Annotated in this window: 24 protein-coding genes and 2 tRNA genes; 15 read left to right on the forward strand and 11 right to left on the reverse strand. The window is 68.6% G+C overall.

The window, feature by feature from the left end:
- Positions 1-20 precede the first annotated feature (20 nt).
- The 5 genes from AC1XX3_RS01310 (at position 21) to AC1XX3_RS01330 (ending at position 5107) form a co-directional block, all read left to right on the forward strand.
- Positions 21-2186, forward strand: coding sequence for a hypothetical protein (locus AC1XX3_RS01310; protein WP_483319271.1), 2166 nt, complete (start codon positions 21-23; stop codon positions 2184-2186).
- Entirely contained in the window at positions 2183-3172 is a 990-nt protein-coding gene (locus AC1XX3_RS01315) for a zinc-binding dehydrogenase (RefSeq protein WP_483319272.1), read from the forward strand. The genes AC1XX3_RS01310 and AC1XX3_RS01315 overlap by 4 nt, the downstream gene beginning before the upstream one ends.
- Complete coding sequence (locus AC1XX3_RS01320) at positions 3169-4320, forward strand: amidohydrolase family protein (RefSeq protein WP_483319273.1); 1152 nt, start codon at positions 3169-3171, stop codon at positions 4318-4320. Before AC1XX3_RS01315 ends, AC1XX3_RS01320 begins: the two co-directional genes overlap by 4 nt.
- Entirely contained in the window at positions 4317-4676 is a 360-nt protein-coding gene (locus AC1XX3_RS01325) for a Rieske (2Fe-2S) protein (RefSeq protein ID WP_483319274.1), read from the forward strand. The genes AC1XX3_RS01320 and AC1XX3_RS01325 overlap by 4 nt, the downstream gene beginning before the upstream one ends.
- 173 nt (positions 4677-4849) lie before the next feature.
- Positions 4850-5107: a hypothetical protein gene (locus AC1XX3_RS01330; protein WP_483319275.1), complete on the forward strand. Its 258-nt coding sequence runs from the start codon at positions 4850-4852 to the stop codon at positions 5105-5107.
- 58 nt (positions 5108-5165) lie between these two features.
- On the opposite strand, the gene AC1XX3_RS01335 is transcribed toward AC1XX3_RS01330, so the two are convergent.
- A tRNA-Arg gene (locus AC1XX3_RS01335) sits at positions 5166-5238 on the reverse strand.
- A gap of 113 nt (positions 5239-5351) precedes the next feature.
- Here AC1XX3_RS01335 and AC1XX3_RS01340 point away from each other — a divergent pair.
- From AC1XX3_RS01340 to AC1XX3_RS01350, 3 genes are all read left to right on the forward strand, one after another.
- Positions 5352-6596 carry an MFS transporter gene (locus AC1XX3_RS01340; RefSeq protein ID WP_483319276.1) on the forward strand — a complete coding sequence of 415 codons (1245 nt, stop codon included), beginning with the start codon at positions 5352-5354 and terminating at the stop codon, positions 6594-6596.
- Between the two features lie 10 nt (positions 6597-6606).
- On the forward strand, positions 6607-7263 hold the full coding sequence (gene orn / locus AC1XX3_RS01345; protein ID WP_483319277.1) for an oligoribonuclease: 657 nt from the start codon (positions 6607-6609) through the stop codon (positions 7261-7263).
- Between the two features lie 86 nt (positions 7264-7349).
- Positions 7350-7425 (forward strand) — tRNA-His (locus AC1XX3_RS01350).
- A gap of 187 nt (positions 7426-7612) precedes the next feature.
- On the opposite strand, the gene AC1XX3_RS01355 is transcribed toward AC1XX3_RS01350, so the two are convergent.
- Together AC1XX3_RS01355 and AC1XX3_RS01360 are read right to left on the reverse strand one after the other, a co-directional pair.
- Positions 7613-8371: a VOC family protein gene (locus tag AC1XX3_RS01355; RefSeq protein ID WP_483319278.1), complete on the reverse strand. Its 759-nt coding sequence runs from the start codon at positions 8369-8371 to the stop codon at positions 7613-7615.
- Positions 8368-8538, reverse strand: coding sequence for a ribbon-helix-helix domain-containing protein (locus tag AC1XX3_RS01360; protein WP_483319279.1), 171 nt, complete (start codon positions 8536-8538; stop codon positions 8368-8370). The genes AC1XX3_RS01355 and AC1XX3_RS01360 overlap by 4 nt, the downstream gene beginning before the upstream one ends.
- Positions 8539-8820: 282 nt before the next feature.
- Here AC1XX3_RS01360 and AC1XX3_RS01365 point away from each other — a divergent pair, with 282 nt between their 5' ends.
- The 7 genes from AC1XX3_RS01365 (at position 8821) to AC1XX3_RS01395 (ending at position 15733) form a co-directional block, all read left to right on the forward strand.
- On the forward strand, positions 8821-9774 hold the full coding sequence (locus tag AC1XX3_RS01365; RefSeq protein WP_483319280.1) for a nucleoside hydrolase: 954 nt from the start codon (positions 8821-8823) through the stop codon (positions 9772-9774).
- The gene (locus AC1XX3_RS01370; RefSeq protein ID WP_483319281.1) at positions 9774-11105 is read left to right on the forward strand and encodes an ABC transporter substrate-binding protein; all 1332 of its coding nucleotides are present in this window, start codon (positions 9774-9776) and stop codon (positions 11103-11105) included. Before AC1XX3_RS01365 ends, AC1XX3_RS01370 begins: the two co-directional genes overlap by 1 nt.
- A 51-nt stretch (positions 11106-11156) precedes the next feature.
- Positions 11157-12056, forward strand: coding sequence for a carbohydrate ABC transporter permease (locus AC1XX3_RS01375; RefSeq protein ID WP_483319282.1), 900 nt, complete (start codon positions 11157-11159; stop codon positions 12054-12056).
- Positions 12056-12958 carry a carbohydrate ABC transporter permease gene (locus tag AC1XX3_RS01380; RefSeq protein ID WP_483319283.1) on the forward strand — a complete coding sequence of 301 codons (903 nt, stop codon included), beginning with the start codon at positions 12056-12058 and terminating at the stop codon, positions 12956-12958. Before AC1XX3_RS01375 ends, AC1XX3_RS01380 begins: the two co-directional genes overlap by 1 nt.
- 2 nt (positions 12959-12960) lie before the next feature.
- Entirely contained in the window at positions 12961-13872 is a 912-nt protein-coding gene (locus tag AC1XX3_RS01385; RefSeq protein ID WP_483319284.1) for a ribokinase, read from the forward strand.
- Entirely contained in the window at positions 13872-14882 is a 1011-nt protein-coding gene (locus AC1XX3_RS01390; RefSeq protein WP_483319285.1) for a LacI family DNA-binding transcriptional regulator, read from the forward strand. Before AC1XX3_RS01385 ends, AC1XX3_RS01390 begins: the two co-directional genes overlap by 1 nt.
- 89 nt (positions 14883-14971) lie before the next feature.
- Positions 14972-15733, forward strand: a complete 762-nt coding sequence (locus AC1XX3_RS01395) for a CDP-alcohol phosphatidyltransferase family protein (RefSeq protein ID WP_483319286.1) — start codon at positions 14972-14974, stop codon at positions 15731-15733.
- A 21-nt stretch (positions 15734-15754) separates the two neighbouring features.
- Here AC1XX3_RS01395 and AC1XX3_RS01400 read toward each other — a convergent pair whose 3' ends face one another.
- The 8 genes from AC1XX3_RS01400 to AC1XX3_RS01435 all read right to left on the reverse strand — a co-directional run bounded on the left by AC1XX3_RS01400 (position 15755) and on the right by AC1XX3_RS01435 (position 25619).
- On the reverse strand, positions 15755-16228 hold the full coding sequence (locus AC1XX3_RS01400; protein WP_483319287.1) for a hypothetical protein: 474 nt from the start codon (positions 16226-16228) through the stop codon (positions 15755-15757).
- A gap of 94 nt (positions 16229-16322) precedes the next feature.
- The gene (locus AC1XX3_RS01405) at positions 16323-17327 is read right to left on the reverse strand and encodes a LacI family DNA-binding transcriptional regulator (protein WP_483319288.1); all 1005 of its coding nucleotides are present in this window, start codon (positions 17325-17327) and stop codon (positions 16323-16325) included.
- A gap of 76 nt (positions 17328-17403) precedes the next feature.
- A complete protein-coding gene (locus AC1XX3_RS01410) occupies positions 17404-19929 on the reverse strand; it encodes a GH116 family glycosyl-hydrolase (protein ID WP_483319289.1) in 2526 nt (841 codons plus the stop codon).
- Positions 19930-19953: 24 nt separating this feature from the next.
- Positions 19954-20646 carry a hypothetical protein gene (locus tag AC1XX3_RS01415; protein ID WP_483319290.1) on the reverse strand — a complete coding sequence of 231 codons (693 nt, stop codon included), beginning with the start codon at positions 20644-20646 and terminating at the stop codon, positions 19954-19956.
- Positions 20643-21530 (reverse strand): carbohydrate ABC transporter permease, encoded by an 888-nt coding sequence (locus tag AC1XX3_RS01420; RefSeq protein ID WP_483319291.1) that lies wholly within the window; start codon positions 21528-21530, stop codon positions 20643-20645. The genes AC1XX3_RS01415 and AC1XX3_RS01420 overlap by 4 nt, the downstream gene beginning before the upstream one ends.
- Complete coding sequence (locus AC1XX3_RS01425) at positions 21527-22465, reverse strand: carbohydrate ABC transporter permease (protein ID WP_483319292.1); 939 nt, start codon at positions 22463-22465, stop codon at positions 21527-21529. Before AC1XX3_RS01425 ends, AC1XX3_RS01420 begins: the two co-directional genes overlap by 4 nt.
- Entirely contained in the window at positions 22462-23823 is a 1362-nt protein-coding gene (locus AC1XX3_RS01430) for an ABC transporter substrate-binding protein (RefSeq protein WP_483319293.1), read from the reverse strand. Before AC1XX3_RS01430 ends, AC1XX3_RS01425 begins: the two co-directional genes overlap by 4 nt.
- Before the next feature lie 155 nt (positions 23824-23978).
- Complete coding sequence (locus tag AC1XX3_RS01435; RefSeq protein ID WP_483319294.1) at positions 23979-25619, reverse strand: hypothetical protein; 1641 nt, start codon at positions 25617-25619, stop codon at positions 23979-23981.
- Positions 25620-25638 lie beyond the last annotated feature (19 nt).

The raw sequence follows: 25638 nt of genomic DNA on the forward strand, positions 1-25638 counted from the left end.
TGGAAACGAGGACTGCTGCTGTGGAGCGTGGCGTCTATTTCGATGCGTGGTATCCGCGTCAGCACTGCTACCACCCCAGCCTGCCGCCACGTCGGCTGCGGATGGTGGATGACCTGGTCGACTATCGGGCGACGGTTCTGGTCTGGTCGGCGCTCGGTGGTGGGTCGCTGGCCCTGCCCTATCTGGAGCAGGAGGCGTTCGGGGCGGTGGAGCCGCGGTCGCGGTTCTACGGCTTCGTCAACGACTCCGAGTTCATCGCCGCCTGCCACGCCCGAGACATCAAGGTGTTCGGCATCGTCTTCGAGGCCCAGGGCTGGGAGTTCCCGGTCGAGCTCGACGACGACGAGTCGACGGTGCTGGCCCTGAACGAGCTGCGCGGGGTGGGACACCGGGACTGGCTGGGGCTGCGGGAGTTCTCCGCCGACCGCTATCCCAACCTCTGGCCGCCCTTCGCGTCGTACTTCCCCGACGGGCTGCGTAACAGCGACGGCGAGCCGGTGACCGACCTGATCGAGGAGTGCGTGGCCCGCGACATCGACCAGCAGCCGTGTCACGCCCGCTGGGTCGAGTGTCCCGACCGTGAACACCAGTGCTTCTACATGGACCGCAACAACCCGGTGTGGCGCGAATACCTCAAGGCCGTCATCCGGATCCAGATCGACGCCGGCGTCGACGGGATCCAGCTCGACGAAGCGGAGCTTCCGCTCGGCGCCATGCAGTACGGCGCCTGCTTCTGCAAGGACTGCATGAAGGGCTTCCGGGCCCATCTGCAGCAGCTGCCGCCAGAGCTGCTGCCCGCAGAGCTGGTCGACGAGGACCTGGCGACCTTCCACTACGGCGACTGGCTGCGGTCCCGCGGCTACGACTTCCGCACGAACCGCGAAGACAGCCCGCTGTTCGGCCTCTACTACGGCTACCAGTGCCGGGCGATCGCCACCTACTTCGCCGAGCTGGCGAGCTTCGCCCGGGAGTACGGCCGCTCGCAGGGCCGCGACGTCGCCGTGTCAGGCAACTTCTTCAACCTGGACCCGCACTACCTGCCGCTGGCCGACGAGGTCGACCTGATCATCACCGAGATGCGCAACACCACCTACCGCCAGCCGGAGTGGTACCGCTATGTCGACGGCTTCCGCCGCCATGCCGGCGTGGCCGACGTGGTGGTGGTGGAGAACCCGTACGGGGGCGTGGTTCCGGAGATGGTGGCGGCGCTGGCGGTCGGCCGCGGCTATGACCGGCTCCGGCTCAGCCTGTACGAGGCCGCCGCCTTCGGGGTCAACATGAGCGTGCCGTACGGGTCGTGGATGGGCGCCACCATCTCGGACTCGTTTTGGGCACCACACGAGCTGCTGACCGAGGTGCAGGACGTCATCGCGGCCACCGACGACCTCCGCTCGACCACCAGCGCCCACGAGGTGGCGGTGGTGTACGGCGTGGCCAGCATGCGTGCCGCGGTCGGGAGGGCCGACTCCGGTGACAACCTGGTCAACGCCCGCGACGCCAGCGTCGAGGTGCCGTTCCGGGTCGCGACGCAGGCACTGTCCACCCGCTCGATCCCGTTCGACGTGGTGCTGTTCCCCGACCCCGACCCGCGGGTCATCCCCAGCGAGGACCACGACAGCGAGGGCCGGAACGGGGACCGGCTCACGGCGAAGGTCCTGGAGCAGTGGCCGACCGTGCTGGCACCGGGCTGCTGGTCGCTGACCGACGCCCAGCTGGAGGTGCTGCTGCAGTATCTCCACGGCGGCGGCCGACTGGTGGCCACCCCCGACCTCGCCGCCGGCGCGGTCGGCCCAGCGGCGGAGCAGCTGCGCAGCCACCCGGGCGTGGTGTGGGCCGAGCTGGCCGACCTCGTCGACCGGCTTCCCAACGGGCCTCAGGTCACGGCCAGCGGCGACCCGGCGGTGAACCTGCACCGGCTGGCCTCGGGGGCCGTGGCCGTGCACCTGGTCAACTACGGCTACGACGAGGTCGCCGATGCAGTAGCCCCACTCGACCGGCTCCAGCTGTCGGTCCGGCTGGACCGGCGGTTCAGCTGTGCAACCTACCTCGCGCCGGGGCAGCCGCCGCTGACCCTGGAGCTGACGCCCGGCCACGACCGGCACGAGGTGACCCTGGAGCGGCTCGGCCTGTACGGGATCATGGTGCTGCACGACGACGAGCTCACCCTCGGGGGGTCGCTGCGATGAGAATCGCCCAGCTGGTTGCTCCGGAGCGCTTCGAGCTCGTGGACGTACCGATCCCCCGCCCCGGTCCCGGCGAGGCCCTGGTCGAGGTCATCGCCTGCGGGGTCTGCTCCTCCGAGCTCGGTCCGTGGACCGGTCGCGTCCCGACGGACTTCCCAGCCCGGATCGGGCACGAGGTGAGCGGCACCGTGGTCGAGAGCCGGAGCTCGAACCTGGCGCCCGGCCAGCGGGTGGCGGTCTGGACCCTCGACTCGGGTTTCGCGGACTACGTCACCGTGGCCGCCGAATACTGTCGCCCGCTCGGCGAGCTGGATCCCGTCCGCGGCCTGCTCGAGCCCGTGGCCTGCGCGGTCAACGCCGTGGAGCTCGCCGACGTCCGGCTGGGTGACGACGTGGTGATCCTCGGCGCGGGCTACATGGGGCTGCTGGTCCAGCAGCTGGTCCAGCTCCGCGGCACCCGCCGGGTGGTGGTGGTGGACCGACGTCCAGACGTACTGCTCGTCGCCCAGGCGCTGGGCGCCAGCCGCATCGTGGACGCCCGCGCCGACGAGGCGGCCGCGGTGGTGGCCGAGGTCACCGGCGGCCGCGGCGCCGACATCTGCTTCGAGGTGACCGGCAGTCAGAGCGCGCTGGACGAGGTGGGCGCGTTGACGCGGATGAGCGGCACGGTGGTGCTGGTCGGCTTCCACCAGGGCGAGCCCCGACAGGTGCCGCTGGCGCACTGGAACTGGATGGCCTACGACCTGCGCAACGCCCACTTCCGCGAGGTCAGCACCATCATGCGCGGGATGGACGTCGGCATGCGGCTGCTCCAGGCCGGCCGGCTCGACCTGCGGCCCCTGGTCACCCACCGGTTCCCGCTGGACCGCATCGGGAACGCCTTCGACACGGCGGTGGCCAAGCCGGAGGGCTTCATCAAGGCCGTGGTCACCATGGCCGAGCCCGCCAGCCACCCCGCGCCGATCACCGGATCACGGGGCGGGCAATGACGACCGCGTCCCAGGCCGAGGCGGCGCCGCCGACCCTGATCGACGCCGACGTGCACAACATGCTCGGCGACATCACGCCGTACCTGCCGCGGGTTTGGCACGAGCGCTGGCAGCGGACCGGCTTCGGGGTCAGTGCGAACTGGACGAACCCGCGCGGTGTGCACCGCCGCGACGTCACCCCGCCCGACGGCGGACCGCCCGGCAGCGACCCGCTGTTCGTGGTCTCGGACCACCTGGACCGCTACGGCATCGACTACGCCATCCTGACCGGTCCGTCCGTGCTGCCGCTCGGCACCGACCCCGACTACGCCAACGCGGTGGCCACGGCGTTCAACGACTGCACCCTCGACACCTGGCTGCCGGTGACGCCCCGGTTCCGCGGATCGGTGCTGGTCAACGGCGACGACCCGGCGGCCGCGGCCCAGGAGATCCGCCGCATCGGCGACCGGCCCGGGATCGCCCAGGTGCTGATGTCGGCCGGCTCCCGGGCGCCGTACGGCCAGCGGCAGTATCACCCGATCTACGAAGCCGCGGTCGAGCTCGGCCTCCCGGTCGCGCTGCACCCCGGAATGGAGGGGTCCGGCACCGGCTGGCCACCCACCCCGGTCGGATATCCGACCCGTTATCTGGAGTGGCACAACATCTTGCCACTGAGCTACATGGCCCAGGTCAACAGCCTGGTGATCGAGGGGGTCTTCGAGCGGTTCCCCGAGCTGATCGTGGTCGGGGTGGAAGGCGGCCTGGCCTGGCTGCCGCAGCTGATGTGGCGGATGGACAAGAACTACAAGGCGCTGCGGGACACGGCGCCGTGGCTGCGGCAGCTGCCGTCAGATTATGTGAAGCAGCACATCGTGCTGACCACCCAACCGATCGAGGAACCGGAGCGACCCGACCAGCTGTATGCCATCTTCGAGATGATGGACGCCGGCCGTACGGTCATGTTCTCCTCGGACTATCCGCACTGGGACAACGACAACCCCGCACTGCTCTTCCGCGGTCTGGACGCCGAGCTGCGGCGGCGGATCTTCGCCGGCCGGGCCGCCGAGGTGTACGGGCTGACCAGCCGCCCAGCAACCGGACCGCCGGCGACCACCCCACGCACGGCGACCTCGGTGCGGGCCGCCGACCAGCTCGCTGTCGGAGAATGAGGGCCCACCGGGTTGCGCGGCTCGGCGACGTCCCCCGCGGCGGGGTGCTGCTGGTGACGGTGGGGACGGTGCAGGTCGGTCTCTACCGCCTCGGCGAGGAGGTGCTGGCCTGGCGCAACGTCTGCCCCCACCAGGGCGCCCCGGTCTGCCGTGGAGTGGTCAGCGGCACCCTGCTGCCGTCGGCGGTCTATGAGTATCGGCGCGGCCGCGACGGGGAGATCCTGCAGTGCCCCTGGCACGGCTGGGAGTTCGACCTGCGCACCGGGGAGCATCTGGCGGCCGGGTCGACGGCTCGGCTTCAGCGGTTCGAGGTGGAGATTCGCGGCGATGACGTCTTCGTGCTGACCCGGCGCTAGGAGCGACGCTCAGCGCGGGTGCGCCCAAGGTGGGAATTCCGACCAACGACGGACAGATGAGCTCGGCGAGGTGAACGCGCCTGACTGGCAACTGAGGACTCAGCTCCCTGCCTGCGGTGGGGAATATCGGCGAACCGGATGCGGCTGCGATTCACACACCCCTGGGAGGTTGGATGACACTCGACGAAGCCGTCGAAGCCGTACGCCGAACTTTGACGTCTGATCAGTTGAAAGTTGATCGCAAGCTCGCCCGGCACGACCAGTCGGCCTACCTATTGATCGTTCTCGACGTCCGGCGAGATATCGACGACGGCGAGGTCCCGATCGAGAACGGCCCTCGTCTGGTCTCCAAGGAAACCGGCGTGGTGACCAGGTTGACCGTGCCTGCAGCTCTCGCCCGCGCAAAAGAAATGGTTCTCGTCCAGGCATGAGCGCGCAGCCGTCCGCTGTTCTCGGACACTTCCCACGGCATGGCAAGCGGTGGTGCTGCGCCCCCGGTAGGAATCGAACCTACGACCGACAGATTAGAAGGCTGCTGCTCTATCCTCTGAGCTACGGGGGCCGGGCACGGACCCCGCCGGGGACCGTCCGCGCGATTTTACCGGGTCTGGCCGCCCCCGGTGCGACTGCAGTCCGCTCACCTGACCCCAGCCAGGCACCGATAAGTTCCCGGATGTGAATCCTCCCCCCTCGGACACGGTCAGCTGGAAGAAGATCGCCCTGGCCGCGTACGGTCCGACGGTCCTGGTGTCCATCGGCTACGGCGCGGTGGTCCCACTGGTCGCCCTGTCGGCCCGGGAACTCGGGGCCAGCATCGGCATGGCGGCGCTGGTGGTCGCCCTGACCGGGATCGGACAGCTGATCGGTGACCTGCCGGCCGGCGCCCTGGCGGCGCGGATCGGCGAGAAGCGGGCCCTGATCGCCGCCTGCACCGTGGACGCCATCGCTCTGCTCGGCGCCTTCTTCGCCCGGTCGCTGCTGATGCTGGCCATCGCGGTCCTGGTCACCGGGCTGGCCGGGGCCGTCTTCAGCCTGGCGCGGCAGGCGTACCTGACCGAGGCCATTCCGGCGCGGATGCGAGCCCGGGCCCTGTCCACTCTCGGTGGAACCTTCCGGATCGGGAGCTTCATCGGGCCGTTCTTCGGCGCGTTGATCGTGACCCACTACAACCTCGGCGCCGCGTACGGGTTCGCCGCGGCGATGAGCCTGGCGGCGGCGATCCTGACCTTGTTCCTGCCCGACATCACTCGGGCGGCACCCCGGCACCCGGACGCACCGCGACCCAAGCACCGCACGGTGTTGTCCGTGCTGGCCGAGCACCGCCGGGTGCTGCTCACGCTGGGCACTGGGGTGCTGGTGATCTCGGCCGCCCGCTCGACCCGCCAGTCGATCATCCCGCTCTGGGCCGAGTCGCAGGGGATCGACGCCGCCACCACCTCGTTGATCTTCGGAGTGTCCGCCGGGGTGGACATGCTGCTCTTCTATCCGGGCGGCGCGATCATGGACAAGTTCGGCCGGGTGTTCGTCGCAGTCCCGTCCATGATCATTCTCGGCCTCGGGTTCGCTCTGCTGCCGTTGACGTCCGGGCCGCTCACCATCGCCTTGGTGGCCTGCCTGATGGGACTCGGCAACGGCATCTCCGCCGGCATTGTGATGACCCTCGGCGCAGACGCCTCCCCCAGCGACGCCCGCGCCCAGTTCCTCGGCGGCTGGCGGTTGGCAGCCGACTTCGGCAATGCGCTCGGGCCGCTCGTGATCAGCGCCGTCAGCCTGTTCGCACCGTTGGCGGTGGCTGCCTGGTGCATGGCCGGGATCACCTGGCTGGGCAGCGGGTGGGTGGCGCGATGGGTCCCCGTGTTCGCTCCCGGGCCAGTCCGTGCCGGTGTCCGCCGGCAGCGCCGCAGCAGCGAACGACCGTAGAGTGGGCCGGGTGAATGATTTGCTGGTGTGGATCGACTGCGAGATGACCGGACTCGACCTGACCTCTGACGCACTGATCGAGGTCGCGGCCCTGGTCACCGACGCCGACCTCAATGTCCTCGGCGACGGCATCGATGTGCTGATCAGGCCACCGGCCGAGGCGCTGGCCCAGATGAACGACTTCGTCCGCAACATGCACGTCACCTCGGGGCTGCTGGACCAGCTGGACAGCGGCCTGAGCATGGCGGAGGCGGAGCAGCTGGTGCTGGACTACGTCCGCGCCTTCGTGCCCGAGCCCCGCAAGGCACCGCTCGCCGGGAACACCATCGGCACCGATCGGGCCTTTCTGGCCCGCGACATGAGCCAGCTCGAGAGCCATGTCCACTACCGCAACGTCGACGTCTCCAGTATCAAGGAGCTGGCCCGTCGCTGGTATCCGCGGATCTACTACCAGGCGCCGGCCAAGAGCGGCAACCACCGCGCGCTCGCCGACATCCAGGAGTCGATCGAGGAGCTGCGCTACTACCGCGAGGTCCTGTTCGTGCCTCCCCCCGGTCCGGACAGCGCCACGGCCCGCGCCATCGCCGCCCGCCACCAGGGCGCCCTGACCGGCGCAGTACCGACGCCCCCGGCTGCGCCGGCGCCGGTCGCGCCGCCACAGTCCTGACCGTCTGCTGATTTTCGATCGGGCGGCGAGACCGCTATGCTTCTCGACGCTGCGTTGTCCGGTTCGCGCCGGGTCCGACGAGCATGGTGGGTGTAGCTCAGCTGGTAGAGCTCCTGGTTGTGGTCCAGGTGGCCGCGGGTTCGAGTCCCGTCACTCACCCCACCGAAAACAGGCCCTGGCCAGCGGAGACGCTGGCCAGGGCCTGTTCTGGTTCCCGGTCGCCGCGGCCCGTCTGACGCGCAGCTCTGGGCCGCAGCGGCGACTGCTGCCCGAATCGCGGCGCCGCCACTGTGCACCCGGCAGGTCTGTCGGTGACTCACCTCCACGGCCGGGTCCCGGGCGTGCATGCCTATCCTCGGCGGGGTGCGGGGTGGACCTCGATCCGGTTGCCGTCGGGGTCGGTCACGCTCACATGCGGAGCAGCGGCGTCGTACTCGTCGTCGACGCGGTAGCCGAGGGAGCGCAGTCGGTGGGCGAACGCGGGCAGATCCTCGGTCGTCTCGAACGACAGTGCGCAGGCGTCACCCGGCACCGGGTCCCGATCAGCGGCGTGCAGGCCGATCCCACCGGACGCCTCGCCGGCCCGCAACGGCCGCCAACCCTCCAACGTCTCGTCGCCATCGAACCCGACGGCGGCGAAGAACGCGGCCGCCGCGGCGAAGTCAGGGGTGAAGTAGACCGCCATCACCGTGACCTGCGGATCACCCGGCGCCGGCGTGACGTCGTGGCGCTGGTAGCCATGGAAGTCCGTCATCGGTTCGTTGATCGTCAGCTCGCCGTACGGTCCGCGCACCGCCGCCTGGCGGCCGAAGGCCTCGTCCCACCACCGGGCGTCGAGTCCGGCCCGCTGCAACTGCTCGGCCGCCGCGATCGCGTCGGGTGCGATCAGACACAGCGACGTCGACCTGGCCGTAACGCCGGAGGTGGCGAGCGGGTGCACCCCGACCCGACCGCCGGCGCCGACGAGGTCGGCCCAACCGCCTTTGCTCACCGCCACGCGCAGCCCGACGGCCTGCAGGAAGGTGATCATCTCGTGCGGGCGATCGGTGAAGTGGTAGGGGCTTACCTGGTAGGTCGTCCGCGTCGGCTGGGTGGTGGGCTGGGTCATGACTGCTCCTTCGCGGTTCGGCCGAGATAGTCGGTGAGCGCCGTTGCAACCAGCGCCGAGAGCGACCGGTTCTCGTCGACGGCACGGTGCTTGACCTGCCGAACCAGCGCCGGCGGCAGATAGACGTTGAACTGCACCTTGGGCTCGGCGGTTGTTCCTTCGCTCATGCGCCGCACCCTACCCGTAACCTAGTTTGCTAGCAAGCGAGTAAGTCTTTAGGTCCCCACTCCCCACGCGAGTGTGCGCTCGCCCTCTAGTCGGCCCAGCGTTGACGGTGCTCAGCTGCCGACGATCCTCCAGATCCATCCGCGGTCGCGGCCGGTCCTCCCCGGCTGACCGGCGCCGGCGGCTCCCCCGATGAAGTCCAGCTCAGCGCCCCTGGGACGAGTTTGCACGTTTCAGTCAACACGTGTAGACAGTGACGTCTACACCAAGTCGAGGAGTTCATAGTGGAACGAGTAGTGCTAGACGTCGACCTGGCGATGGGGGCCCCGGGAAGTGACATCGATGACGGGTTCGCCCTCGCCCTCGCCCTCGCCGATCCGGAGATCACTCTTGATCTGGTGACCACGGTCAACGGCAACACCGACGTGGCCTCAGCCACGGCACTGACCCTGGAGCTGCTGCAGCGCCTCGGTCATCCCGAGGTCCCGGTCCACCGCGGCGCCCAGGTGCCGCTGATCCGCCCGCAGGCCAAGTTCGGCTCGATCCCCGACGACGTCGAGGTGCGCGAGGCGCAGCCGACTCCGGCCGCCGTGGCGATGGTCGAGCATGTCCGCGCGAACCCCGGTGAGATCACCCTGGTCGCCGTCGGACCGCTGACCAACGTGGCGATGGCGATGCGGCTGGATCCGACCTTCGCCTCGTCGCTGAAGGGCCTGGTGATCATGGGTGGCGTCTTCAACGAGCACACCAACAGCGCGTCGATGCCGGGCGAGTTCAACATCTGGTGCGACCCGGAGGCCGCCCACATCGTGCTGACCTCCGGCGTTCTTGCCCGGTGGGTGGGGCTCGACGTCACGCTCAAGGTGCGGGTGAGCAAGGCCGAGGCGCTGGAGATGGAAGCGAGCGATCGCCCCTTCGTCTCCTTCGCCGGCAAATACACCGCCTCCTGGATCGACCACCTCAACGAGCGCAAGCCGCAGCCGGACGAGTCGTGTGCGATGCATGACCCGCTCGCCGTCGCGGCCGTGACGCACCCCGAGCTGCTCACCTGGAGCGAGGCCTACGTGCAGGTCGAGACCGGTGACCGGCTCCGCGGGGTGATGGTCGCCGACTACCTCGACGGCGACTGGGCCCCCGACGGGCACGCCGTTACGCGTTCGGCCAACGCCGTCGTGGCGCAGACAGTGAATGCCCCAGCTTTCAACCAGTTCTTCCTCGGGAAGATGAAGGAGTTGTGATGAAGAGATCAGCGACGATGGGCCTGGCGGCCGCCGTCAGCGCAGCGATGCTGCTCAGTGCCTGTGGCGGCGGCGGTGACGACACGACGGAGGGCACAGCCCCGGCCGCCTGGTCGATCCCCGAGACCGACCCCACCGCGACCATCAACGTGGTCGGCATCCTCGATCCCAAGACCGACGGGATGGACAAGGTCGTGGCGGCCTTCGAGAAGGAACACCCCACGATCAAGGTGAACTACCAGTACGTCCCCTTCGACGACCTGAACAGCGTCCTGGACGCCCGGATCACCGCCAAGACCGGCGACCCCGACCTGTTCTGGGTGGACCAGCCCCGCGTCCCCGCGCTCGCGGCCCGCGGCTACCTCGAGGACATGACCAGCCAGTTCCAGGGCAAGACCAGTGGTCTGCAGGAAGCTACCGTCACCAGCAGCTCCTACGACGGCAAGCTGTACTCGCTGCCGGTCGCGAACTCGACCCAGGTGCTGTTCTACAACAAGGACCTGCTGGACAAGGCAGGCGTCACGCCTCCCTCGGTCGACGACGCCAGCCGGATCACCTGGCAGCAGCTGAAGACCGATGCGAAGACGGTGCAGGAGAAGGGTGGCGCCCAGCACGGCTTCCTCTTCGGCCAGCCGGACCGCTACTACCAGCTGCAGCCGCTCCCGGTCTCCGCCGGCGGTGGTGTCGGAGCCTCCGGCGAGGGCAACCTCACTCCCGAGGTCGCCAACGAGGGCTGGATCAAGTCGATGGAGTACTACGGCTCCCTCTACAGCGAGAAGATCACGCCACGGGGCATCGCCGCCGAGCAGATCGACTCGACCTTCCTCGCCGGCAAGACGGCCTACATGGTGGAGGGCAACTGGATGGTGGGCAAGCTGGCCGACTCCAAGATCAATTGGGGCGCAGCGCTGAACCCGGTCTGGGAGGGCGGTGACGCGGTCACCCCGAACGGCTCGTGGTCGGTCGGCATGAACCCGTTCTCCAAGAACAAGGAGGCGGCCGCGATCTTCTTGAAGTGGCTGGCCGTCGACGGTGAGAGCGGCTACGCCAAGTACCGCGCCTATGCCGAGCTGCCGGCCAACGCCGAAGGGCTGAAGGGCTATCTGGCCAGCGATGCCTTCACCGGCTCCGAGGGTGGCAAGCAGGCGGCACAGGTGATCAAGTACGAGACCGAGAACACCTCCATGTCACGGGTGTCGACGGTGGGCTACATCGAGTTCGAGGACATCATGAGCCGTGCGTTCTCCGATATCGCGAACGGCACCGACCCGAAGAAGGCCCTCGAGTCGGCCCAGAGCCAGCTCGTCACCGCCTGGAAGCAGTACGGCTAGCACCACAGTTCGTCTGTTCGAGCAACACACCTAGCGAAGGAGGGGGTCGCTGTGTCGACCACCACACTGGCACGACGATCGCCGATGCGTCGGCGCCAGGCACGCACCGCCGTGCTGTTCCTGGCACCGGCCGTGGCAGCGATCGTGCTGCTGAGGCTGGTCCCGTTCCTGGGAGCGGCCTGGTCGACGCTGTTCAAGCGAGTCGGTATCGGCCTGATGGCCGAGGAGAAGTTCGCCGGCTTGGAGAACTACGTCACCTTGTTCAGCGATCCCCTCTTCCGCGACACTCTGGTCCGCACCATCGTCTTCAACCTGGTGATCAACCCGGTGCAGATCGCCATCGCCATGGCGGTGGCCGTGCTGATGACCCGCAAGCTGCCGGGCCGCGGCATCTGGCGGACCGCGGTCTTCATCCCCTGCACCATCCCGATGGTCGGATCCTCCATCGCCTGGGGCATCGCGCTGCGCGGGGACGGCCCGGTCAACGGCATCCTGACGGCCCTCGGGCTCGGGCCACAGCCCTTCTTCACCTCAGCCGGCCAGGCGCTACCCAGCATCATCCTGGTCGCTTCCTGGGTCGGCATCGGCTACTGGATGCTGTTCCTGATCGGCGGCCTCAACGACATCAACGCCGAGGTCTACGAAGCTGCGAGCATCGACGGCGCCGGCGCCTGGCGGACCTTCTGGTCCATCACCGTGCCGCTGATGAAACGGCCGCTGCTGTTCGTGCTGGTGGCCGACACCGTCGCCAACTTCGTCTTGTTCGTACCGGTCCAGCTGCTCACCAACGGCGGTCCCGAGGACTCCACCACCTTGCTGATGTTCGACGCCTACCGGCGCACCTACACCTACTCGCAGCCGAACCTCGGTGCGACCTCCACCCTGGTCCTGACGCTGATCATGCTGTTGATCGTCGCCGTCCAATTCCGACTTCTCCGGGAGCGTGACTGATGAGCACCACCTCGGTTCCCAACCCGCTCGCCGCGGCGGAGATCTCCCCGGTCGGGTCGCGGCGCGGCTTCCAAGCCAAGCTGATGATCGCCCTGCTGACTCTGCTGGCGGCGCTGGTCGCCCTGGCCTTCGGCCTGCCGGCCCTGTGGATGCTCCTCGGCTCGCTGCGACCGGGCAGCCAGGTGATCGAGAGCGTCAGCCCGCTCGGCTGGCACACCCTGATCCCCGACACCTGGACCCTGGAGAACTACGCCGCGCTGTTCGGCGAGCTCCGGTTCGGCACCAGCATGATGAACTCGCTGCTGGTCGCCTTCGCCTCGGTGCTGATCGGCCTCGCCCTCTCCGTGCCCGCGTCGTACGCCCTCACCGTGCTCCATTTCCGCGGCCGGGAGTTCGTCTTCAGCCTGCTGGTGATCGGCTTCATGATCCCGTTCGAGGCGATCGCCATCCCGCTGGCGCAGCTGTTCACGAACTGGCATCTCAACAACAGCTACATCGGCCTGATCCTGCCCGGCATCGGCAACGGTCTCGCCATCTTCAACATGCGGCAGTTCTTCCAGGGCATTCCGGTGTCACTGCGCGAGGCCGCGGTCATCGACGGGGCCACCGACTTCCGGATCATGACCCGGATCTACGTACCGCTCAGCACCACCACGCTGATCAACTCCGGTCTGCTGATCTTCCTGGCGCAGTGGTCGTCCTACCTGTGGCCGCTGCTGATCATCTCCGAGGAGGCCAAGCAGGTCGCCCCGATCGCCATCGCCCGCACCTACACCGACACCCAGTTCAACTTCGGCCAGATGTTCGGTGGAGCGCTGCTGATCTCGATCGTGCCTGCGGTGCTGCTGTTCCTGCTGCAGCGCTTCTTCGCGCAGTCCATCTCGACCAGCGGGGAGAAGTAGCAATGGCGACGATCGCCGTCGTCGGGTCGATCAACCAGGATCTGCGGCTCCGGGTCGGCACCCTCCCCCGACCCGGAGAGACCATTCTGGCCGATCGGCTGGACCGCGGCCCCGGCGGGAAGGGTGCCAACCAGGCCGTGGCGGTGGCACGCCACGGCGGACGGGCCGAGCTGATCGGAGCGCTCGGATCCGATACCGGCCCGGCTCTGCTGCAGTCCCTGAGCGCCGCCGGAGTCGGCGTCGAGCACGTCGCCATGCTTCGTGACCATCCGTCCGGCACGGCGATCGTGATGATCGACAGCCACGGCGAGAACGCGATCGTGGTCGCGTCGTCGGCCAATCTGGCGCTCACGGCCGAGCAGGTACGTTCGGCGCTGTCCGCCATCCCCGACATCGATGTCGTGCTGACCCAGGCCGAGCTGACGGTCGAGTGCATCACGGCGGCGGCGGAGGTCGCTGCGGCCGTTGGAGCGCGGTTCGTCTTGAATCTCGCCCCGTATCGGCCGATCACCCCCGCGGTGCTGGCGACGTGCGATCCTCTGATCGTGAACGAAGGGGAAGCCACCGCGCTGGCGGCGGCGCTGGGCACGCCCGCTGCGGCGACGCTGCCGCGAGCCGAGCTCGCCACCACACTGGCCGCGCACTGCCGCTCCGTCATCGTCACCCTCGGCGGTGACGGTGCGCTGTACAGCAACGGCTCGGACCACGGCTCGCTGCCCGCGCCGGCGGTCACCGTCGTCGACACCACCGGGGCCGGCGACGCCTTCGTCGGCGCGGCCGCGGCCTATCTGGCCGCCGCCGGTGACCTCGTCGGAGGCTGCAAGGCCGGGATCGAAGCAGGGTCGGCTGCCGTCACGTACCACGGCGCCCAGCCGCCGGCGAACGGGTCAACCGGCCAGCAGCAGCAGCCCTGATGCCGGTCACGCGGGCCGATGTCGCCCGGATCGCCGGCGTGTCCCCGGCTCTGGTCAGCTATGTGCTCAACAACGGGCCGCGGCCGGTCTCGGCCGAGGCGCGCAGCCGGGTGCTGAAGGCCATCGAGGATCTCGGCTACCGTCCCAACAAGATCGCTCAGGCGCTGCGGGGGAACCGGTCGCACTCGATCGCGATGCTGATGCCGGACCACCTCAACCCCCACTTCGCCGAGCTCGCCCAGGCGGTGGAGAACGAGTCGTTCGACCACGGCTACATGCTGATGATCGGCACGGCCAACAACGACCCCGGTCGCGAGCAGGGCTATCTGCACGCGTTCATGGACCGCCAGGTCGACGGGCTGCTGGTGATCTCAGCGACCGCGCACCCTGACGTGCGGGTGATCACCCAAGAAGACATCCCGGTCGTCCTGCTGGACCGCGCGCCGCCGGGCTCGCCCTTCTCGACGGTGGTGCTCGACAACCGCAAGGGCGCTGTGGACGCCGTCCAGCATCTGCTGCAGCACGGACGCACCCGGCCGGTCTGCATCTCAGGACCTGCCGACATCGAGGCGGTCGGGCAGCGTGAGGCGGGCTGGCGCGACGCGCTCGCCGCGGCCGGCACGTCGGCCCCCGACCCGGTCCGCTCAACGTTGTCCCGCGAGGGTGGCTACACCGCCATGCTGGAGGTGCTCGCCGGCGACGCCCGACCGGACTCCCTCTTCACCGTCAGCGACGCCCAGGCCATCGGTGCGATCCGCGCCTGCGCCGAGACCGGGCACCGGGTGCCGGAGGACATCGCCATCGTGTCGTTCGACGGCACTGAGGCCGGCCAGTTCACCCAGCCCGCGCTGACCTCTGTCGACCAAGCGGTCAGCACCATCGCGCGCACGGCCATCGACACCTTGCTGCTACAGATCCGCAACGACGACCGCACCGCCGTCCACCACGTGCTTCAACCGCAGCTCAAGCAGGGCACATCCTGTGGCTGCCCGCGCCGGGTGCTGAGTTGAGCTCCGCCCCGCGGCTGCGCGCGGGGACCGCGGCCGTGTGCCAGAATTCCAGTGCTCGACCCGGTCCCGACGCCGCCCAGGAGAACCACGTGACGACCCTCGACGCGCCGCCCCAGCTCCGCGTCTCACCGGGGCTACGCGCCGCCGGCTGGGCACTGCATGCCTACACCGCGAGCGGTACGGTGCTCGCGCTGCTCGCCGTGGTGGCGGCGTTGGAGGGCGACGCCGTCCGGGCGCTGTGGATCCTGCTTGCCGCCTTGATCATCGACGGCACCGACGGCATGCTCGCCCGTCGACTCCGGGTGAAGGAGACCATTCCCGGCTTCGACGGCGCCCGGCTGGATGACATCGTCGACTACATCACCTACGCCTTCGTGCCGATGGTGATTCTGTGGGCGGGAGGCTATCTGCCCGACGGGGCGTGGGGCTCGGCGCTGGCCGCGATCCCGCTGATGGCCTCGTGCTTCCAGTTCTGCCGTACCGATGCGAAGACCGACGACCACTTCTTCCTCGGCTTCCCGAGCTATTGGAACGTGGTCGCCTTCTACGTCGTGGTGCTGGACCTCTCCCCCGCGGTGACCGCGGCGATCCTGCTGATCTGCGCCGCCGCCGTGTTCGTCCCGGTCAAGTACGTCTATCCGTCGCGGACCGCCTTCGCCCGCGGCCTGAACCTGACCCTGGCGGCAGCATGGCTGCTGCTCTACGCCGTCATCCTGCTCGACGGCCAGAGCCCGAACCTGCTGCTCATCGCCCTCTCGCTGGCCTACGTCGCCTACTACCTGGTGGCGAGCATCTGGCTGACCGTCGGGCACCCGCGCCGTGCCCCGGGCTTGGACCTGCAGCGGGACTGAGGCGGGTGACGTCGGCGACGGTCAGCTCCGCCAGCCGAGGTCCAGACTCTCGACGGTGCGGGCGCGGCGGCCGCCGGGGCTGGCCACGTACGTCGACTCCGACGACCGGGCGGGCGGGAGCGCGATGCGGACCGCGGCAGCGGTCGGGGTCGGGCGCTGCGGATCCCGCGCCCCGTTGAGCTCGCGCACCAGCCAGTCGTACGCGAGCCGGTTGCCCAGCTGACGGGTGGCCGACATCCACGCGTCGGTGGCGAGCAGGTGCTGCAGCCGCTCGACATCACCACGGAGTCGCTCTCGCCGGAGCGCCCGCGCCAGGTCCTCTGCCACCGGGTCGATCTCCTCCACCCGCTCGAGGCGCTCCAGCAGCCACCGGCCCACGGTGAGCAGCCACTGGGCCAGCACTCGGCGGATGGGTGGCGCGATCCGCAGCACCAGTCCGAGCACGGTGAGCAGGACGACGCCCACGAACCAGTACTCCAGCGGGTCATGCTCCATCGCAGTCCCTCCTCGCGGGAGAGTACGGCCGCCGTGGCCAGGTCAGCTCACCCTGCCCGAGGGCTGATGCGCTGCTTTGTGTCCAATCTAGTGCCTAGATCGCCTTCCGGGCCCGGGGCCGGCGACAGCTCCCCCTAACGATCAACGTGGTGCTCATGATCCGCGTCTGTGGCTCCTCCAGATCCTGTCCGCGAATCCGGCGGGCCAGCAACCGGGCCGCCTCGGCCCCGATCTCGTACGCCGGCTGGGCCACCACCGACAGGGGCGGGTCGACCACCGGCGCCCACGGGGCGTCGTCGAAACTGATCAGCCCGACGTCGCGGCCGACCCGCAGCCGGCGCCGCTTCAATCCCGTCATCACGCCGAGAGCCAGCATCGAGTCCACCGTCAGCAGTGAGTCTGGCGGGTCGGCGGCGTCGAAGAGCTTGCCGATGACCTCGACACCGCTGTCGGTGTGGAACGGGACATGCCTGACGATCGACGGCAGCCCGTGCCGACGGACCACGTCCTCGTATCCCTGCCTGCGCTGCTCGGTCGTCGCGGTGTCGGCAGGCCGGGTGATGCAGGCGGGGCGTTGCCAGCCGCGCCGGAGCAGATGCTCAGTCGCCAGCACGGCACCTTCGAAGGACGCCGCCGTGACGAAGTCCGCCGGTGCGTCGAGATGGCGGTCGACGACGACGAGAGGGATGTTGCCCGACCGCAGGCTGGACACGTCGGAGTCGTCCGCCCGTGGAGCCAGGATCACCCCCGCGACCCGCTCCTGGGCCGCGACCTCGAGATAGCGGTCCTGCTTGGGCTGGTCCTCGTCGCTGTTGCAGAGCAGCACCGAGAAGCCCAGCTCCTGCGCCACATCCTCCACCCCGCGGGCGACGGCTGTGTAGAAGGGGTTGTTGATGTCGGTGATGATCAGCGCCCATACCTTGGTCCCCTGTCGCCTGAGGTTGCGAGCCACGGCATTGGGCCGATAGCCGAGCGCGGCGGCGGCGGCCTGAACCCGGGCGACCAGCACCGGGTCGACCCGGGCGCTGTTGTTGAGGGCGCGAGACACCGTGGCGACCGAGACCTCCGCTGCCGCGGCGACATCGACGATCTTTACCATCTTCGCACCCCACGCTTAGCTCGGCTGGACCGCGACAGCGTACTAGCGCGGCTCCGGTCGCCCGGGGCCGCTGCCGTCATGCAGACGAGCGTGCGCCGGCCACGGTCCAGCTGGTGCCGGCCGGGAGCCGCCCGTCGGGCGGGCTGTAGGTGGCGCCGCCGACCTGCAGCGCCGCTAGCCGCAGCTCGCCACCCACCACCTGCAGACGTCCCGGTCCGTCCGCGTCCCGGGCAGGCTCCCAGGTCCCGAACGCTGTCCCAGTCGACCAGAACGCCCGGCCCGACCCCGGACTGTCGCCGATGGTCAAGGTCGCGCTGACCCCGGAGTAGGAGATGGCGTTCCAGGCCACGAACGCCGACCAGCTGGCCATCGCCCGCGCATAGTGGTGTCCGCACTCCGCCTCGTCGAACGGATTCCGCTTCGCGCCGTCGTACCGGTTGCGGATGGCAGCGATGATCTCGAGGCCGTCCGCGATCGCCCCCACCTGCAGCATCCCGGTCGCTGCCGTGTACTCGAAGCCCGTCATCACCTCGTTGAAGTACGGGAACGGGCGCGCCGGGCGGGCACCGGCGTCGTAGCTGCACATCACCACACCGGCTTCGTCGCCGAGGACGAAGCTGCGCATGTGGTTGAAGTGGTGGCCGAACGACGGCCGGAAGTTGCGCTCCCGCACCGCCGCCAGCGCCGACCTGACGTGCTCGGGGTCGAGCAGCTCACCCAGGCCGACCACGCCGGCGGCGTACTGGCCGACCAGCTGGTCGACCAGACAACCGTCGCCGAGCTGCAGGTCCGGGTCGGCGGTATCGGCGGAGCCCATGCTCCGGTGTCGGAGCCCGGCCGCGATCAAGCTGGCGTCGGTCACCGGGCGCACCTCGTGCCGGTAGTAGGAGCCGTTGAACAGCTGCTGGTCCAGCCAGGCGGAGCCGTTGTCGAACAGAGAGCGACAGTAGCCGGCGAACTCCACCTCGCCCGCCGCTCGCGCCAGCTCCTCCGCCGCCCGCAGGGCAGCGAGGTACCACGAGCCCATCTGCGGGTTCGGGCCGTAGTACTCGACGTCCATGGTGTTGTGCTGGACGCCCTCCATCACGCCGTCGCGGTCGGCGTCCCAGCCGCCGGGGACCCAGCAGAACTCGAGTGCACGACGCGCAGCGGGCCAGAGGTCGTCGAGCAGGGTACGGTCACCGCTGAGCAGCCAGTCCAGGTAGAGATGCACGATGCAGGCCAACTGCCCGTCCGCCGCGGCGAGCCCCCAGCTCTGGGACTTCTCGACCGGCAGCCCGGCTCGGAAGCTCATCAGTCCGGCCTCGTCGGTGCACCGGGCGAACTGGGTGTAGCGGAAGGACCTGGCGATCGGGGCGAACAACAGTGAGGTCGCGAACTCGTAGCCCCAGACGTGCGTACAGGTCCCGTAGCAGCTGCCTTCGCGGTCCCCGACGCCTTCCCACCCGTAGTAGTCACCCGCGGCGGTCTGGAAGACCGTGGAGCTGCGCAGCGTGCTGAGGTTGAACAGCGCCGCCTCCCGGAGCTCCGCGGGGGCGTCGGTGTCGACCACGGCGCGGACACAGTCGACGGTGGCCTCCTCGAGCCCCGGCAGCCGGCTGGCGACGTCGAGTGCGGTGAGCCAGGAGTCGGGATGGAGGGTTGCGTAGGCGTTCCCGACGATGTCGTCGCTGTATTCGCCGATGTTGATGCCGCCGTACTCCTCGGAACGCCACGCCCGCCGGTGCGGGAAGCACCAGGTCAGCAAGAAGGTGAGGTCGGCGGACTCCCCCGGCGCCAGCGAGATCTCGCCGGCCACCGAGGCCGTCGGTCGCGCGGCGGCACTGGTGCGTGGGTCGAGGTGGCCGTCGGCGAGCAGGTCGTCCCAGAAGTCGAGCAGGGAGTTGCCCCAGCTGAGGTCTTCCCAGCCCGTCCGGTGACTGGCGGTCACCCCGGCCGGTGCCAGCAGCGCCATCGTCACCTCGCCAGCGGCCTCGGCCGTCGGCGGCAACCCCGAAGCGGTCATGGTCACCCCGACGAGTGAGTCGGTGGCCCGGTAGGTGTTGGTGTTGTCGCCGGTCTGGTCGTCGGTGCCGTTCGCGCCGATGAAGTTGCTCATCGACCAGGCGACAGTGGCCGCGACGGTGGAGCTCGACCGATTCGTCAGGCGGTGCCGCAGCACGGCGACGGGAAGGCTGCTGGTTGCGGTATCGGCGAGGACGAACGGGTTGAACCCTTGCAGCGTCACCTCGAGGGGGAACGCATTGTCGCTCAGCCGGATCTGCCCGAGCGGGTACGCCGCGTCGAAGCGAGCGGAGGCGAACCGAGGGAGACCGTGGTTGGGGGCCGGAGAGCCGAACGCCCCTTCATAGAGCTCGAGTGGCAACGGACCTTCCGCCACCAGCGCGGTCGCGGGCCGGCCAGGCTCCTGGGCCCGGACGGCGAAGAAGGCAGTGGTGGGCTGAAATCCCTTGCCGGGACGGTTCCCCAGCTCGAAGTCCCGCAGGTCACCTCGACCGCCCAGCCCCACAGTCCCCGTACCGATGCCGCCCAGCGGCAACGAGATCCGTTGGAGGTGCTGCGCGTCGTACGAACACAGCACCGGCCACTCGAGTGATGTCATGAAGGTCCTTCCTGAGGTGCAGGGTCAGTGGGGCCGGTGGGCCCGGCCCGCGAGCTGAAGCTGGCTGCGTTCGGTCGTGATGGCGACGGCAGCCGCCCAGACCAGGGCGAGCGGGCCCGGGAGAAGCACGATCAGGGCAAAGCTGAGATAGCCAGCCGACCAGACACCGAGACCCACCGCGGACATCACGGCGAGCACGGGCACCGGGTTACGGGTGGCGATGTAGCAGGCCACCCACCAGCCGGTACGCAGCCGGGCCCCGGTGCGGAGCAGATACGGCACGGCGACGACTGCGACGTAGAGCGCGACGATGCTGACCCCGCCCCCCACGGCCACCGAGGCCAGCATCCAGGTCTGTCCGCTGAGCTGCCACACCTGAATCGCCACCAGCGTGGCGAGCACGGCCAGCACCGCGGGAGCGGCGGCCGCCACCGTCCGGCCATAGCTGGACCGCAGCGTGTGCAGGAAGGTCGTGACCCCGAAGTGCTCGTCGGCGAGCAGGACCTCGCAGCCCCGGATCAGGACGGCGAACGGCGGCAACACCAGCAGCCATAGAGCGAGCACCGTGACCGACCCGAGGTGCGGGGACAGCGCACGCGCCACCGACCACCCGGCTGCGACCAGCGCCGAGCCGACCAGCAGGACCGGAAGATTCGGCCACAGGGCACGAATCGCGCGGCCGAGCTGATCTGATCGGTGGGACGCGAGCTCACTCACCCGCGGATCCCGACCGAGGCGACGCTTGCAACGAACGTGCGCTGGAAGGCGAGGAAGACGACCAGCATCGGTACCACGACCACGGTGATGCCGGCGAAGACCACGACGGCCGGCCCGCCGCCCTGGCCGGCCGACAGCGACACCAGTCCGATCGGCAGGGTCATGTTCTCCGGGCTGGAGAGGAAGATCAAGGGGCCGAAGTAGTTGTTCCACGACGCCTCGAAACCCAAGATCGCCAGAGCAGAGAGGGCCGGACCGGCTAGCGGGAGAAGGATCTGGAACAGGATCCGCAGGTGACCCGCGCCGTCGATGCGGGCAGCTTCGTCCAGGTCTCTGGGAATCGTGGCGAAGTACTGCCGCAGGAAGAAGATGGCGAACACGTTGATCAGAGCAGGCAGCCACAGCGCGGCCAGGTTGTCGATCAGCTCCAGCCTTCGCATCAGGATGAAGATCGGGATGATGGTGAGCTGACCCGGCACCATCAACGCGGTCAACAGCAACAAGAAGATGGAGTCCCGGCCACGAAACGGCAGCCGGGAGAAGGCGTACGCCGCGAGAGACGCGGTGAGCAGCGAGCCGACCACACTGATCACGGTCACGATCAGGCTGTTGACTGCCATCCGGCCCAGCGGGATCAGGTCGAACACGTCGGAGAAATTCTGCAGGCTGAACGGCGTGGGAATCCACGCCGGCGGCAGTCGGAAGGCCTCTTGCGGAGCGACCAGACTGGTCGAGATCAGCCACACCAGCGGCGCGATCATCAGCACTCCGATGACGAGCAGGACCCCGCTGGTGATGAGCCGGCCCAGGCTGAACCGACGGCGACGTCGATGTCGCGGCGGGCTGGCGGCCGAGGGCCGGGCGAGACCGGTGTCGGTCGTCATGCGTTGTGCACCCACTTTCGCGAGCCCCAGAACTGCAGCAGGGTCACTGCCATGATCACCGCAAAGACGACGAGGGCGATCGCTGAGGCGTAACCGATCTGGAAGGCCTGGAAGCCGGTTTGGTAGAGATACATCACCGCGGAGATGGTGGCGTCGTTGGGACCACCACCGGTGATGATCTGAATCGGGTCGAAGATCTGGAACGCACCGATGAAGGTGATCACCGATGCGAAGAACATCGTCGGTGTCATCAGCGGCAAGGTGACGAAGAAGAACGTCTGGACCCGGTTGGCACCGTCGACCCGGGCCGCCTCGGTCATCTCGTTCGGCACGGTCTGCAACCCGGCGAGCATGATCAAGAAGGTGTAGCCGATGGTGTGCCAGAAGTCGATCCCGATGATCGACGGCAGTGCCCAGGCGGGATCGGTGAACCAGCCCGGAGCGGTGACGCCGAACTTGGCGAGGTAGAAGCTGACGATGCCGAAGTTCGGGTCGAGGACATACCGCCACAACAGGGCGACGGCGGCCCAGGAGATCAGGAACGGGAAGAACACGGCCGTCCGGATGAAGTAGGACAGCACCTTGTTCAGCCCGCGGTTCACCGCCAGCGCCAGCAGCAGCCCGCCCACCAGGTGGGTGACGACTGAGGCGAAGGCGAAGGCGAAGGTGTTCCCCAGGGCCGTGAGCAGCAGGTCATCCGAGGCGAGGGCGCGGAAGTTCTTCAGCCCCACGAACTCGGCCGGTGTGAGCAGGTCGTAGGAATAGAGGCTGAGAGCCATCGCGGCGACGAAGGGACCGAGGATGAAGAGCAGGAACAGCAGCAGGGCTGGACTGATGAACAGCCAGCCGGCCAGCGGCATGTTCCGTCCGGAGGCAGGGCGCCGCCGCCGCGAGCGAACGGCGCCCTCCACCCGGCCGGCCGTCGCCACGGTCACGCCAGCAGGTCCTGCAGCTTGGCGTTCGCCTCGGTCAGCGCGACCTGCGGCTCCTTGGTGCCGCTGACCCCCTGCAGCCACGCCTCCTCGATCGCCTTCTGGCTCTCAGCGCCACGGTCGGGCGACGGGATCGGCGTCGCGACCTCAAGCAGGTTGGAGAGCAGCTCGGTGTTCTTCGGCGCATCCTTGAGGAAGGTTTCGCCGGTCGCGTCCGAGATGCGACCAGGCACCGCCGCACCGCCACCGGCGGTGATGGTGTCGCCGAACTCCTCCGAGATCAGATAGGTGATCAGCGTCCACGCAGCCGCCTTGTTCTTGGAGCCCTTGAGGATGGGCCAGGCGTCCCAGCCGACGGGCGAACCCGGTGCCGCCTTGGTCGGCCACTTCACCAGCTGGACCCCCTCCAGCGCCTTGAGCCGGCGAAGATCGTTGGTCGGCCAGCGGCCACCGCCGAAGCTGGCCAGCTTGCCCTGCGACATCTGGGTGGGCGCGTCGAAGGTCCCACCTGGCTTGGGTGCCAGGCCGTCAACGACCAGCGAGCGGGCGAACGTCAGCGCCTCCACCGCCGCTGGGCTGTCGTAGGTGGGCTGACTCCGGTCCTCGTTGAAGGTGCTGGCGCCGTTGTTGAGCAGCCAGGGCATGACATCGGTGAAGTAGCCGTTGCCGGCCGGCACCAGATAGGCGCCGGTCTTGTCCTTGATCATCTGACCGGCGGCTCGGAACTCGTCCCAGGTCCAGGTGTCGGTCGGCACCTCCACCCCCGCCTGGGCGAAGATCTTCCCGCTGACGTAGAGCGCCATGGTGTTGTAGCCACCGGGCAGGTAGTACGTCTTTCCGTCCGGCGACGAGTACTGCTGCAGCCACTGCTTGATCTGTGGCGGTGTGTCCTTGTAGTACGCCTCGACAGCGGCCTTGTCCTTGGCGATGTAGTCATCCAGCGGCTCAAGCAGTCCCTTGGAGGCGAAGATCCGCTGACCCTCCGTGGCGATCTGGACCACGTCAAGCGGCTGGCCGCCGGCCAGCCGGGTGGAGACCGTGTTGGCGAAGTCCGCCCACGACTTCGCCGCGATGCCCTGAGCCTTCAGGGTGATCTCTGGGTGGTCGGCCTTGAACTTGGTGAAGAGCTTCTCGTAGTCCTTCTGCTGCTCGGCGTTGCCGTAGTAGACGAAGGTCACCGTGCCGCTCGCCGCTCCCGTGCCGCCGCCGGCTTCGTCGTCATCGCCGCAGCCGGCCAGGGACAGGCCGAGGGCCGCTGTGCCGACTCCGCCGAGAAAACCGCGTCGGGAGACCGAGTGCCGAAGCAGGCCCGGGATCCCCTCCTGCGAACCGTCCAAAGCTGATGTTCCGCGCTTGGTCATTCGAAGCCCCCTTTGGCTTGAAATCGATTACTTCATTGAATAGAACCAGTGCAATGCCGTCAATCCCCGCGATCGGTATTGACATTCGAGTCGTTATGCAAGGCCGCCTAGCAGGCCGACAACCCACGCCGCCACCGGGTGGTGGCACCTCTGCGTCACACATCCACCTCCCCGCACACGTGCACGAGAAGCCCCAGCGCCTCGAACATGGCAGCCTTGGCCAGCACCGCTGCGTCAGCAGCAGCCGCGTCCGGCGCGTAGACCACCTGGACGTGGTTGGCCCGATGCCTGGCCATCAGCTGGTTCCGATCGACGCCGTGCAGCACGGCATGCATGATCGGCCACTGCGGGTCGGTCGCGTCCAGCCTGCGCTGAGTCTCCTTCGCCGGCAGGTCGACGACATGGCCGCGACCCAGGTCCACGTGCAGCTCGTTGTCCTCGAGAAAGACCCGCGACCAGACAATCTCCCCCGGCTTGGAGCAGCCGGAGAGCGTGCCGCCGCCCAACGGAAAGAACATCGGCGGCTGTCGCATGCTGTACGAGTGCGCGTACCCGCCGTTGTGGCTGGCCGGCACGGACCCGGAGATCTCGAAGACCCAGACGAACTCCCCGGCGTAGTCCTCACCCCAGCGGATGTCGTGCAAGGTGGTGGCCGGGTCGAAGCCCATCGCCGTCCACAGCCGGTTGGTGACCAGCGCGTCGACGGCGACGCATTCGTCCACCTCGTTGAAATGTGGCAACGCCAGGCCCTCGTAGAGCACCCGGGACCCGTCCCGGCTGGTCACCGGCGGCCGGTCGACGTTGTTGAGCAGCCCTTCGACCAGGTCACTGGCGGGCACCGTGTCCTTCAGGCCCTGCTGGTACTGGATCCCGACGGCGTCCAGACCGAAGTCGTCACTGATCCGCAGGGCGGCGACATACATCTTGAGCTGGGAATGGACCTGGTCCGGCGTCAGCTCGGTCTTCGGGTCGGTGCCGAACCGGAAGTCCAGACCCGCTCCCTCCAACCAGGTCTGGACCGCGTCGGCCTCGGCGTCAGTGACTCGGCCCATCTCCGCCACCAGTGCGCTCTGCGACAGACGTTCCTTGTAGATGCCGAGCGGGTTGAGCAGCTCGTCGTCGATGATCGCGTTGTACATGCCCATGCAGCCCTCGTCGAAGACGCCGATGATGGCCTTGTCCCGCTGCAGCTGTTCTGCGAGGGCACGGCCCAGCCGTACCTCCGGGCTCTTCGCATCGAGCGTCCCCAGATCCCGGACGTGACTGAGGTCGTGCACGATCGTCCCGGTCTCCAGCCACTCCGCCAGCTTGTCCGTGGCCCAGGGATCGGTGAAGTCCTTGCTCCACAACGCCGAATGGGTCACCCCCGCCTTGGTCAGGCTGCCGACCAGGTTCAGCATGCCGACCAGGCCGGGAAAGTCGCCGGCCCAGTTGGCTACCAGCAGGATCGGTCCTCGGTGATCACGCAGCCCCGGCAGCAGGTGATGGCTGTATTGCCAGACGGCGTCCACGACCACCACCGGGGCCTCCACCGGGATGTCGCGGAAGATCTCGATCCCGCGCCGCTGGCTGTCGATGAAGCCGTGGCCGGTGGCTGGGTCGACCCCGTGGGTCCGCTCGACATCCCAACCCAGCCGGCGCACCGCGGCAGCGAAGTCCGCTTCCAGCTGCTGCTGTGTCGGCCAGCATTTCGTGTTCGCGGAGAGTCGCAGATCGCCGTTGGCGACGGTGTAGAGCGTGTTCGGCTTGGCAACGGGCAGAGCCGCGCGCTGGCTCGGAAAGACGTACGTCGTCATGGCACCTCGTCGTGTGTGT

Source organism: Microlunatus sp. M237 (assembly GCF_056896895.1).